Origin of the sequence: Mitsuaria sp. CC2 (assembly GCF_048957715.1) — a bacterium.
Classification (GTDB): domain Bacteria; phylum Pseudomonadota; class Gammaproteobacteria; order Burkholderiales; family Burkholderiaceae_C; genus Roseateles.
Genome location: NZ_JARVXN010000005.1, coordinates 114,462 through 126,625, shown reverse-complemented (window position 1 = coordinate 126,625; position 12,164 = coordinate 114,462). Strand labels below are relative to the sequence as shown.

The window sequence follows — 12,164 nt, the reverse complement described above, 5'->3', positions numbered from 1 at the left end:
TGGCGCGCAGGATCCCCTTGGGATGAGGGGGCGCCCGGGGGTTCCCCCAGAGGGCCACAGTTAAGATCCGCCCCGACCATGAACACCCAACAACACCTGCTCGCCATCCTCGACGACGTCCTCAGCCTGGAAGGCCGCGCGAAGGACTTCACCGTCGACACCGCGCTGCTGGGCGCGATCCCGGAGCTCGACTCCATGGCGGTCGTCAGCCTGATCACCGCGCTCGAGGAACAGTTCGGCTTCGTCGTCGACGACGACGAGATCGACGGCGCCACCTTCGCCACGGTGGGCGCCCTGCTCGACTTCGTGAACGGCAAGCTCGCCGCCTGACGGGCGCCGCGACCGCCGCGACCGCCGCCCCCTCCCCTGTCTCCCGCCCCATGGCCGCCGCCGCCCCGCCCACCCCGTCATCCACGCCGTTCTTCCTGGATGACGGCGCCGGGGGCCAGCGGCTGTGCGTCCACTATCCCGCCGTCCTTGCCGCCGCAGCGGCGCCGCGCGGCCAGATACTGCTCCTGCCGCCCTTCGCGGAGGAGATGAACAAGTCCCGCCGCATGATCGCCCTCGCCGCGCGCGCGTTCGCCGCCGCCGGTGTCGAGGTGCTGACGATCGACCTGCTCGGCTGCGGCGACAGCAGCGGCGACTTCGGCGACGCCGCCTGGACGCGCTGGTCGGACGACGTCCGGCTGGCGGTCGGCTGGCTCGACGCCCGCGCCCTGCCCGGCACCGACGGCGCGAAGCCGCCGCTGTGGCTGTGGGGCCTGCGTGCCGGCGCGCTGCTGGCGCCCGCCGCCTTCGATCTCGCCCTCGATCGTCCGCTGCACCTGCTGCTGTGGCAGCCGGTGACGGCGGGCAAGCTCCAGCTCCAGCAGTTCATGCGCCTGCGCGTCGCGGCCGACCTGATCGGCGGCCAGGCAAAAGGTGCCGTCCAGGCCATGCGCGACCAGCTCGCACGCGGCGAGCCGGTCGAGATCGCCGGCTACCTGCTCGCGCCCGCGCTGGCCGAAGGCCTGGAGTCCGCACAACTGAAACCGTCGCCGCGCGTGCGCCGCGTCGCATGGCTGGAACTTTCGCCGCGCGAAGACGCGACGCTCACGCCAGCCGCGACGATGGCCGTCGAGGCCTGGACCGCCCAGGGCGCCGAGGTGCGCGCCGCGGTCTGCCAGGGTCCGTCCTTCTGGGCCGCCACCGAGATCGAGGAAGCCCCGCGGCTGATCGAGGCGAGCCTCGCCGCGCTGACCGCCGACGCCGACTTCGCGACCCGACCGGTCGAGGCGGTGAGCGCATGAACACGTCCCCCGCCCATCGCGACAGCGTGCTCCGCATCGATTGCCATGGCGACGCCCTGGTCGGCCTGCTGAGCGAACCGGTGACCACGTCCGGCTCCGCCTCCGCCGCTGCCGGCGCATCGCCTGCCGCCGGCACCGGCGTGCTGCTGATCGTCGGCGGCCCGCAATACCGCGTGGGCAGTCACCGCCAGTTCACGCTGCTGGGCCGCGCGCTGGCCGCCGCCGGCGTGCCCTGCCTGCGGATCGACTACCGCGGCATGGGCGACGCGCAGGGCGCGCAGCGCGACTTCGAGCAGGTCGACGCCGATATCGCCGCCGCGATCGACGCCTGGCAGCGCGAGCACCCGTCGCTGGAGCGCGTGGTGCTCTGGGGCCTGTGCGACGCCGCCTCCGCCGCGCTGCTGTACGTGCACCGCCGCCGCGACCCGCGCGTGGCCGGCCTGTGCCTGGCCAACCCCTGGGTCCGCACGGCGACCAGCCTGGCCCGCGCGCAGGTCAAGCACTACTACCTGGAGCGGCTGCGTCAGCCGTCGTTCTGGCGCAAGCTGCTGAGCGGCCGCGTGGGACCGGGCGCCGTGCGCGAGCTGCTGGGCAAGCTCGCCCAGGGTCGTGCCACCGCTGCTCCCGCTCGCGCCGGGACAGCCGGCCCCGGCGCGCACGCCACGGACACCCGCCACTACACCGAGCAGATGGCCGACGGCCTGCGCCGTTTCGGCGGCCCGGTGCTGTTGATCCTGTCGGGCAAGGACGTCTGCGCCAATGAATTCCTGGACCGCTGCCGCGACGGCGGTCCCGCCTGGCACGGCCTGCTGAGCCGTCCCGGCCTGCGCCGCGAGGACCTGCCCGACGCGGACCATACTTTCTCGACCGCCGCCTGGCGCGCCCACGTCGAACGGCTGACCGCCGCCTTCGTCCGCGGCGTGCCGGCCGCCTGAGCGCCTGACCGGTACACCCGGCCCCATCGGAGCCCCGCCATGTCCGTCATCCCCCTCTTCCGTGCGTCCCACGCCACCGGCACTGTCCGCGTCGCCGCCGCCTCCCGCGGCCGCGGCCGCTGGCGCGCGCTCGTGCTGGCGCTGGCCGGTGCCGTCACCGCCCATGCCGCCGTCGCGCAGGGCGTGGGCTGCGGCGGGCTGTCCAACAACTTCGGCCCCTTCGATTACCGCAAGTTCAAGGACCTGCCGAAGATCGATCCGGTGACGCAGAAGATGTCGGAGCTGGAGCTCGTCGAGGGCGCCCACTTCATCGACACCTGCGAGGCGCTGATCAAGTGCAAGCGCGGCACCATCGGCAGCGACATCGACTACACGCTGCGCGCCTTCCCGAACCACCATCGCGCGCTCGCCGCCATGATGCAATTCGGCGAGCGCACCAAGCGCGACCAGCCGCCGGACGCGATGTTCACCGTCGACTGCTACTTCAAGCGCGCGGTCTTCTGGCGGGCGGACGACTTCATCGTGCGCCTGCTCTACGCCGGCTACCTGAACGACAAGGGCAAGACCGCCGCGGCCAAGGATCAGCTGCAGGCGGCGAACAAGCTGACCGCGACCAGCGACAACGCGTTCTCGTTCTACAACGTCGGCATGGTCGCGCTGGACCTCAACGACGTGGATCTGGCCGTCCAGTCCGCGCGCCGCGCCTACGGCGCCGGCATGACGCATCCCGTCCTCCGCCAGCGCTTGATGGCGATCAACCGCTGGCCCGCCGACCTCCGGCTGCCGGGCGAGGCCGCCTCGGCCCCCGACAGCGGCGCTTCGGCGTCGCCGTCCGCCGTCTCCCCGTCTGGATCCGGCGCTTCGGCGCCTGAATCGGCCGCGCCGGCCGCCCCGTCCGCCCGCTGACCGGAAGGCCGTCGACTTGACTCCGCCGCCCCTCCTGCCCGCGCCGCGGCTGCCGGTCCTCGGCTGGCACACCTTCGCGGGCGCCGCGCAGGTCGACCTGCACAGCCTGCTCGACCACCCGCGTCACCTGCCCACCACCAGCGGCCGCGCGGCGATCCTGCTGGCGCTGGAGTGCCTGGCCGTGGGCCCCGGCGACCTGGTGCTGCTGCCGACCTACCACTGCCCGACCATGGTCTCGCCGGTGAAGACGCTGGGCGCGGACGCGGCCTTCTACCCGATCGACGAGCACGGCGCGCCGCGCCTGGACTGGCTGTCGGCGCACGCGCCGGCCACCACCAAGGCGCTGCTGGTGCCGCATTACTTCGGGCTGCCGCAGCCGATGGAAGCGGTGCGCGCCTGGTGCGACGCGCGCGGCATCGCGCTGATCGAGGACTGCGCGCATGCGATGTTCGGCCGCGCCGGATCGCGCACGATCGGCTCCTGGGGCGACGTCGCCATCGCCAGCCTGACCAAGTTCTTCCCGACGCCCGAGGGCGGCATCCTCGCGCTCAACCGCGCGGGTCTGGCGATGCCGGTGCTGACGCCGGTGCCGCGCATCGAGCAGATCAAGGCGGCGTCGGACATCCTGCACATGGGCGCCGCGCACGACCGCCTGACCGGCCTGAACCGGCTGATCCGGGGCGCGTTCGCGCTCAAGAGCGCCCTGCGCCAGGCGCTGCGCGGCGGCGCCGGCGGGCCGGGCGCCGGCAAGGACGCGGTGCCGAGCCGGCGCGGCGACCTCGACGAGGCCCAGGAGATCGACGCCAACATGGCGCTGATCGACCTGCCGCTGTCGCACCGAGGGCTGACGCAGGCCAGCGGCTGGATCTCGCGGCGCGTGCCGCGGCGCCGCATCGTCGAGGCGCGCCGCCACCACTATGCGTTCTTCACCGAGGCCTTCTCGGGACGCGACGGCGTGCATCCGCTGCTGCCCGCCCTGCCCGCGGATTGCGCGCCCTACGTCTTCCCGTTGTGGGTGCGCACGCCCGATCCGGGCTACGCGGAGATGCGCAGGCTCGGCGTGCCGGTGTCACGCTGGGACCGGCTCTGGCCGGGCGTGCCGGGGCTGCCCGGCGACGCCGGCAAGTCATGGTCGCACCACGTGCTGCAGCTGGCCTGCCACCAGGACCTCACCGACGCCGACCTGCGCCGCATCGTGGCGCAGGTCGAACGCCTCTTCATCACGCCGGCCGCCCCCTCGGCCCCGACGTCGACCGTCCCACCCGCTCGCTGAGCGCACGACCATGCGACGCGTGCTCATGGTCTCCTTCCAGTTCCCGCCGATGGCGGGCACCAGCGGCGTGCAGCGCGCCCTGCGCTTCGCGCAGCAGCTGCCGGCCTCGGGCTGGACGCCGAGCCTGCTGACCGCGCATCCGCGCGTGCATGCGCAGACCGGGACCGACCTCGTCGAAGAGATCCCCAGGGACCTGATCGTGCGCCGCGCCTTCGCGCTCGATGCCGCGCGCCACCTGTCGATCGCGGGCCGTTATCCCGGGTTCCTCGCGCGTCCGGACCGCTGGCACAGCTGGCTGCTCGGCGCCGTGCCGGCCGGCCTGAAGCTGATCCGCGACACCCGGCCCGACGCGATCTGGAGCACCTATCCCATCCCCAGCGCGCACCTGGTGGGCTACTGGCTGTCGCGACTCAGCGGCCTGCCCTGGGTGGCCGACTTCCGCGATCCCATGGCCCACGACGGCTACCCCGCCGATCCGGTGCTGTGGCGCAGCTTCGCGGCGGTGGAGCGCAAGGTCTTCGCGCGCGCGGCGCGTTTCACCTTCACGACGCCCGGCGCGGCGCGTCTCTACGCCAAGCGCTTTCCCGCCGCGGCCGACCGGATCCGCGTGATCGAGAACGGCTACAGCGAGGACGCGTTCCGGCAGGCCGAACGTCAGGCCGAACGTCAGGCGAATGCGCGCGCGCGCGGCGACGCCGCCGGAGCGACATCACCCGGCCCGCGCGTGCTGTTGCACAGCGGCGTCGTTTATCCCGACTGGCGCAGCCCGGCGCGGCTGTTCGAGGCGCTGGCCGACGCGAAGGCCCAAGGTCGCATCGATGCCTCGACGCTGCGGCTGCGGCTGCGCGCGACGGCGCACGACGATTTCGTCCGGGACCTCGCGCGGCGCCTGGGCGTGGCCGACCTGGTCGAGATCGCACCGCCGCTGCCCTACGCCGACGCGCTGGCCGAAATGCTGGCCGCCGACGGCCTGCTGCTGCTGCAATCGAACGACTGCAACGACCAGATTCCCGCCAAGGCCTACGAATACCTGCGCGCGCGCCGACCGGTGCTGACGCTGGCCGACCCGGCCGGCGACACCGCGCAGCTCATGCGTCGCGCGGGCCTGCCTCACCAGGCGGCCTTGGAGGACGGCCCCGGCGTCGCCGCCGCGCTCGACCGTTTCCTCGACGACCTGTTCCACGACCGTGCCGCGCTGCCCGCGCCGCCGGTCATCGCCGCGGCCTCGCGCGAGTCCCGCACCGGCGAACTCGCCCGCGTGCTCGACGAGGCCTGCGCCCCCCAGATGCCTACCGCCGAGGCGCGACCATGACCCCGACGATCCCGACGACCCCGACTTCCCCGCCCCCCGCAGGTTCGCTGCGCTGGTCCCTGATCGCGCTGCCCGATGCGGCCGCCTTCGCGCCGCATGCCGCCGCGTGGGACGCGCTGCAGGCCCGTGTCGCCGGCCTTCCGTTCCTGGAGAGCGCCTTCCTCGCGCCGCTGCTGAGCGTCTTCGGCACCGGCCGCGAACGTCTCGCGCTGCTCGGCGATCCGAAGGCGCCTCGCGCCGCCGCGATCGTGACGCCCGCGGGCACCGCGCAGTGGACGACCTTCCAGCCGTCGCAGCTGCCGCTGGGCGCCTGGCTGAGCGCGGGCGGCGACGCGCTGCAACCCCTGGCCGAAGGCCTGCTGCGCGCGCTGCCGCTGCCCGCGCTGGCGCTGGGCCTGACGCAGCTCGACAGCCTCTTCCATGCGCGCCCCGCCGACAGCGCCCGCTGGCGCGGCCAGGACTACATCGACACGGCCTGGGTCGACCTGACCGGCGATTTCGACAGCTACTGGGAAGCACGCGGCAAGAATCTGCGGACCAACCTGAAGAAGCAGCAGAAGAAGCTGGACGCCGCCGGCACCGTCACGCGGCTGGAATGCCTGACGCGGCCCGAGGACGTCGCCCCCGCGCTGGCGAACTACGGCCGGCTGGAGGCGAGCGGCTGGAAGGGCTCCGAAGGCACGGCGATCGCGCCGGGCCATCCGCAGTACGAGTTCTATCGCGCGATGCTGGAGAGCTTCGCGCGTGCCGGCCGCGTCCGGCTGTACCAGTACCGGTTCGACGACGCCGTCGTCGCGATGGACCTGTGCATCGAGTCGGGCGGCAAGATCGTCATCCTCAAGACGGCCTACGACGAGGCGCACAAGGCCGTCTCGCCGTCGACGCTGATGCGCCAGCTGCAGTTCCAGCAGCTCTTCGACGCGGCGGCCGCCGGGGGTCCGATCCGGCGCATCGAGTTCTACGGCAAGGTCATGGAGTGGCACACCCGCTGGACCGCCGACGCGCGCCCGGTCTATCACGCCACGCTGTACCGCTGGGGCTGGGTGCCGACGCTGAAGCGGCTGCTGCGCCGCGGCGACGCCCAGCCGGCCGACGCGGCCGCCGACGCTTCCGCCGAAGCGCCAGCCAAGACGGAAGAAGCGCCGGCATGAGCAAGAGCCCTTCCGTCCGCGGCGCGCTGGCCTGGTCCTTCGCCGAGCGCTACCTGAGCCTGGCGATCACCATCCCCACGACCATGATCCTGGCGCGGCTGCTGACGCCGACGCAGGTGGGCGTGTATTCGCTGTGTGCGGTGGTGACCAACCTGGCGTCCATCCTGCGCGACTTCGGCGTCAGCGAGTACCTGATCCAGGAACGCGAACTCGACCGCGACAAGATGCGCAGCGCGTTCACGATCACGCTGATCATGGCCTGGAGCCTGGCGCTGGCGATCCTGGGCGGCCGTTTCCTGCTGGCGGACTGGTACCACGAGCCGCTGGTCGCCGACCTGCTGCTGGTGCTGAGCATCAACTTCCTGGTGCTGCCGCTGGCCTCGCCGTCGTTCGCGCTGCTCAACCGCGAGATGGCCTTCCACAAGGTCTGCGTGGTGCAGGTCAGCGCCAACGTCGTCAACGCCGCCACCAGCGTCACGCTGGCCTGGACCGGCCACGGCGCGCTCAGCCTGGCCTGGGGCCCGGTCGCCGGCATCGCGACGCAGGCGGCCATCCTGATCTGGATGCGACCGCGCGACGCGCTGCTGATGCCGCGCCTGCGCGGCGCCGGCCGGCAACTGCGCTTCGGCGCGATGTTCACCGGCTCGCGCCTGGTGGAATCGGGCGCGCGCAACGGCCATGAGCTGATCATCGGCAAGGTGTTCGGCTTCACCGCGCTGGGTCTGTTCAGCCGCGCGGCGGGCCTGATCGACCTGCTGGCGCAGACGGTGAGCTCGGCCATCCTGCGCGTGGCCACGCCCGCCCTCGCCGCCGACCATCGCGCCGGCCACAGCCTGGTCACGCCCTTCGCCAAGGGCACGGCGCTGTTCACCGGCATCGCCTGGCCGTTCATGGTCGGCGTGGCGCTGATGGCCGACGACATCCTCGTCCTGCTCTACGGCCCGCAGTGGCATCCGGCCGCGCCGCTGGCGACGCTGCTCGCGCTCGCCGGGCTGCCTTACGCGCTGACCATGCTCGCGCCCAACGCGCTCGCCGCCACCGGCCAGATCAAGCGCCGGCTGTCGGTCGCGCTCTGGTACAGCCCCACGCACCTGGTGTGCGTGGGGATCGCCGCGCTCTGGAACCTCCACGCGGTCGCCGCGGTGTTCGTCGTGGGCAACCTGGTGCAGGTCGCGATGTACACGCGCCATCTGACCCAGGTCCTCAAGGCGCGGCCGCGGCAACTCTACGGCCCCAGCGTCGCCAGCGCGCTGCTGGCGCTGGGCTGCGGCGCCGGCCTGGTGCTGGCGCGCCTGACCGCGCACGAGCTGGGCCTGCCGCTCATACCGCGGATCGCCCTGTGCGTCGTGGCCGGCACCGCGGCCTGGCTGGCCTGCGCCGCCGCGCTCAGGCATCCCGCCATGCTCGAAGTGCGGCGCCTCCTCACCCACCTGCGGAGCCGACATGCCTGATTCCTCCTCCCTGGCGACGCCTCCGCCCACCCCCACGCCCACCCCGACGCCTTCGCGGGCGAAGGCGCAGACCCCGCTGGCGCCGGCCCCGGCCCGCCTCGGCGAGCCGCTGCGCTGGGCGATGTTCCGCGCGCTGGAGTGGCTGAGCGACCAGCGCGGCAACAACACGCTGGGCGCGTTCTCGGTGACGCCGGCCGAGGCGACCGGCCCGGCGCTGTGGTTCTACGTGACCACGATCGGCGAGCTCAACGCGGTCGCGCCGATGATCGAATGGCTGATCGCGCAGCGGCCCGACCTGCGGCCGGTGCTGATCACCGAGCATCCGCACTACCGCGACGCCTACCTCGCCCGGCTGCCGCAGGCGGTGGTCTGCACCAGCCGCGGCCACAGCAGCGACGCGCGCCGCCTGGCCCGCCTGCTGCCGCCGGCGATGCTGGCCGTGGCGGAGATCCCCTGCCTGCCGTCCGAGGCGCCCTGCCGCTTCTCCTACGCCTTCCTGCGCGAGGCGCGCCGCCACAACGCCGCGACGCTGATGCTCAACGGCTGGCTGTACCACTACGACCCGCCGGCGCGGCTCGACCAGTTGGAGCGCCGCCTGCTGGAACGCGATTTCCTGAACGCCTTCGACGTGCTGTGCGTGCAGGATGACGAGACCGCGCGCCAGCTCGAATCGCGCGGCGCGCCGCGCGAACGGCTGCAGGTGACGGGCAACATGAAATTCGACGCGATGCGCCGTGCCGACTGGGGCGTGGAGCAGGCCACGCGCAGTCCGCGGCTGCTGGGCCATCTGCTCGCGTCGGCCCGGCCCATCGTGGTCGGCGGCTGCGTCACCGAACTGGCCGAGCAGCGCCAGGTGCTGGGCGCTTTCGAGCGCCTGCGCCGCACGCATCCCGACGCGCTGCTGATCCTGGCGCCGCGCCATCCGGAGAACCAGGCGCGCATGGGCGAGCTGCTGGCGCAACTGGCCGAAGCGGGTCTGCGGGTCACGCGGCGCTCGCAGGTGGAGGACGCGCCGCTCGCGGCCGACGTGGCCTGCATGGTGCTGGACACGGTCGGGGAGCTGCGCGACTTCTACGCGGCGGCCAGCGTCGCGCACGTGGGCGTCGACCACAACGTGCTGGAGCCGCTGGGGCTGAACAAGCCGCTGACCATCCGCGGCGGCTGGGACACGACCTACCCGTCGTATCCGGTCTACCGCCTGCTGCGCGACCGCGGCGTCCTGCACGAATGCGACGACGACGCCGCCATGTGCGATTACTGGCTGGCCGCCATCGCCCGGGCGCCGCGCATCGCCGAGGACCTGCGGCGCACCGAGGAGGTCCTGGCCTCGATGCGGGGCTCCGTCGCGCGGCATCAGGCGGCCGGCGAGCCCTGGCTGGGCCGCTGAGGACGCCGGTCCCTCGAGCCCGTCCGGCCGATCCAGCCCATCCGGCCCATCCGGCCCGCCGGGCACCGGGTCCGCCCCCCCTGGATCGGGCCCCGAGGTCGGGGGGCGAAGCGCCCTGGCGGACGAGGGTCGGCCCCTAGAATCCGCTGCGCCGGTACGTTGCCGGTCAGCGCCCACGACTTAGAAGATCGACCGCATGGACCGCCTGGCACGTGTCATTGCCCTCTACCTCCCCCAGTACCACCCGACGCCGGAAAACGACGCATGGTGGGGCCGCGGATTCACCGAATGGCGCAACGTCGCCAAGGCCAAGCCGCTGTACCCGGGGCACCAGCAGCCCAAGCTGCCGGCCGACCTCGGCTACTACGACCTGCGCGTGGCCGAGACGCGCGCGGCGCAGGCCGACATGGCCCGGGCGCACGGCATCGAGGCCTTCTGCTACTACCACTACTGGTTCGGCGGACGCGAGATGCTGGAGCGGCCCTTCAACGAGGTGCTCGCGGCGGGGGATCCCGACTTCCCGTTCTGCCTGTGCTGGGCCAACGAGTCCTGGACCGGCGTGTGGGCCGGACAGCCTCGCCAGACGCTGCTGGAGCAGGTCTATCCCGGCCCGGAGGACCATGCGGCCCACTTCGAGCACCTGCTGCCCGCCTTCCGCGACGCGCGCTACCTGCGCGTGGACGGCAAGCCCGTGTTCTTCATCTACCGGCCGATGCAGATCGCCGAGCGCGAGCAGTTCATCGCGCAATGGCAAGACCTGGCCCGCCAGGCCGGCCTGGGCGGTTTCTACTTCATCGGCGTGAACCACCGCCAGCAGCCCTGGGACCCACGCCCGGCCGGCTTCGACGGTGCCGTCGCGCACCGGCTGCCGGACACGCGTCCGTGGATCTCCCGCCGCGACCCGGCCCGCTGGCTGCGCTACAAGATGCAGGCCTGGCGCGGCTGGCCCACGGTCCATCGTTACGAGGAAGTCATGCGCGAGCCGGTCGTCGACCACGTGCCGGGCGCCGACGTGTTCCCGACCGTGTTCCCCAACTGGGACACGACCGCGCGCCACGGCACCCGCGGCAACGTGATCGAGGGCTGCGATCCCGAGCTCTTCGCGGGACAGGTCCGCCGCGCCGTGGACATGCTGCGCGACCGGCCGCTGGACAAGCGGCTGCTGATCGTGAAGTCCTGGAACGAATGGGCCGAAGGCAATTACCTCGAGCCCGATCAGGTCACCGGCATGGGGTATCTGGAGGCGTTGCGGCGCGAGATCGTCCGCGCCGGATGAGCCCGCCCATGCTCGCGCTGCACTTCTCGCACACGCCGCTCGTGGGCGCGCCCGGCCGGGTCTGCGCCGCGCTGCGCGCGTTGCCCGGCGTGGACGCGCGCTGGGTGGTGCTGGACGCGCAGGCGGGCGAGTACGACCGCATGAGCTTCGAGCTGGACCTGCGCTGGCCGCGCGACCGCGACGAGGTCCTGGCGCTGCTGTCGCGTTGCGACGTCGTCCATCTGCACAACTACCTGCACCTGGACAGCGCCGACTTCGCGCCCGTCTCGTTCGCCGAGCTCTGGCAGACGGGCAAGCCGATGGTGCGGCACTTCCATTCGACGCCCGACCTGGTCGCCCGCTTCAACCGCCAGCCGACGCAAGCGGTCGCGGACTGCCCCATCCCCAAGCTGGTGATCGCGCAGTACCCGGAGCGGCAGTTCCCCGACGCGCGGCTGGTGCCCAACGTCGTCGCGCTGGACCTGCCGTCGCCCCCGGACGACGGCCCGCTGCGCATCGGTTACGCGCCGACGCGCTTCAACTCCGGCGGCTCGTCGCGCTGGGACACCAAGGGCTACGGCGAGACGGTCAAGCTGCTGCGGCAGCTGCGCCGCCGCTGCGCGCGCGAGGGCATCGCGCTGGAGGTCGACCTCATCGAACGGGTCCCGCATGCGGAATGCCTCGCGCGCAAGGCGCGCTGCCACCTGTTCATCGACGATCTGGTCACCGGCAGCTACCACCTGAACACGCTGGAAGCCCTGGCGCAGGGGTCGGTGTGCCTGTCCTGCCTGGACGGCCGCACGCTGGCGGCGCTGCAGGAACTGACCGGACGCAGCGACTTCCCGGTCGTCAACGTCGGCGTCGAACACGCGCTGGAGGTCCTGATGGACCTGTGCCGGCAGCCGGCGCTGACGCGCGCGCTGGGGCGCCAGAACCGCGCCTGGATGCTGGCGCACTGGCAACCGGCCCGGATGGCGACGCACTTCGTCGACGCTTACCGCCACGTCATCGCGTCGCCGCGCGGGCCCTTCCCCGCCCGGCGCCTCGATGACGCGGCCTCGCGCTGGCGGGCCGTCGGCCAGTACGACACGCTCTGGCGCGCCCGCCAGCCCCATTGGCCGCGGCTGACGCCGCGCTGGATGCTCGCGCCGAAAGCCGCGATCGGACGAGCCCTGCGCGCCCTGGGTCTGCGCTGACGCGCCGAC

At 72.9% G+C, this 12,164-nt stretch carries 11 protein-coding genes; all 11 read left to right on the top strand.

Translation table 11 applies throughout. The annotated features are described in order from the left end of the window. Positions 1-78 precede the first annotated feature (78 nt). The 11 genes from PV762_RS03155 (at position 79) to PV762_RS03105 (ending at position 12,155) form a co-directional block, all read left to right on the top strand. Complete coding sequence (locus tag PV762_RS03155) at positions 79-330, top strand: acyl carrier protein (protein ID WP_088403755.1); 252 nt, start codon at positions 79-81, stop codon at positions 328-330. Positions 331-380: 50 nt separating this feature from the next. Next, entirely contained in the window at positions 381-1,289 is a 909-nt protein-coding gene (locus tag PV762_RS03150) for a hydrolase 2, exosortase A system-associated (RefSeq protein ID WP_421033564.1), read from the top strand. Beyond that, positions 1,286-2,224, top strand: coding sequence for a hydrolase 1, exosortase A system-associated (locus PV762_RS03145; RefSeq protein ID WP_421033563.1), 939 nt, complete (start codon positions 1,286-1,288; stop codon positions 2,222-2,224). The genes PV762_RS03150 and PV762_RS03145 overlap by 4 nt, the downstream gene beginning before the upstream one ends. Before the next feature lie 39 nt (positions 2,225-2,263). Further along, positions 2,264-3,130 carry a hypothetical protein gene (locus tag PV762_RS03140; RefSeq protein ID WP_421033562.1) on the top strand — a complete coding sequence of 289 codons (867 nt, stop codon included), beginning with the start codon at positions 2,264-2,266 and terminating at the stop codon, positions 3,128-3,130. 16 nt (positions 3,131-3,146) lie between these two features. Then, positions 3,147-4,403, top strand: coding sequence for a DegT/DnrJ/EryC1/StrS family aminotransferase (locus tag PV762_RS03135; protein ID WP_421033561.1), 1,257 nt, complete (start codon positions 3,147-3,149; stop codon positions 4,401-4,403). A 10-nt stretch (positions 4,404-4,413) separates the two neighbouring features. Then, positions 4,414-5,715, top strand: a complete 1,302-nt coding sequence (locus PV762_RS03130; protein WP_421033560.1) for a glycosyltransferase — start codon at positions 4,414-4,416, stop codon at positions 5,713-5,715. After that, complete coding sequence (locus tag PV762_RS03125) at positions 5,712-6,866, top strand: GNAT family N-acetyltransferase (RefSeq protein ID WP_421033559.1); 1,155 nt, start codon at positions 5,712-5,714, stop codon at positions 6,864-6,866. The genes PV762_RS03130 and PV762_RS03125 overlap by 4 nt, the downstream gene beginning before the upstream one ends. A gap of 83 nt (positions 6,867-6,949) precedes the next feature. Further along, entirely contained in the window at positions 6,950-8,317 is a 1,368-nt protein-coding gene (locus PV762_RS03120; protein ID WP_421033717.1) for an oligosaccharide flippase family protein, read from the top strand. After that, on the top strand, positions 8,310-9,704 hold the full coding sequence (locus tag PV762_RS03115) for a 3-deoxy-D-manno-octulosonic acid transferase (protein WP_421033558.1): 1,395 nt from the start codon (positions 8,310-8,312) through the stop codon (positions 9,702-9,704). The genes PV762_RS03120 and PV762_RS03115 overlap by 8 nt, the downstream gene beginning before the upstream one ends. 196 nt (positions 9,705-9,900) lie before the next feature. Next, entirely contained in the window at positions 9,901-10,980 is a 1,080-nt protein-coding gene (locus PV762_RS03110) for a glycoside hydrolase family 99-like domain-containing protein (protein ID WP_421033557.1), read from the top strand. An 8-nt stretch (positions 10,981-10,988) separates the two neighbouring features. Further along, positions 10,989-12,155: a hypothetical protein gene (locus PV762_RS03105; RefSeq protein ID WP_421033556.1), complete on the top strand. Its 1,167-nt coding sequence runs from the start codon at positions 10,989-10,991 to the stop codon at positions 12,153-12,155. The last annotated feature ends 9 nt before the right edge of the window (positions 12,156-12,164 follow it).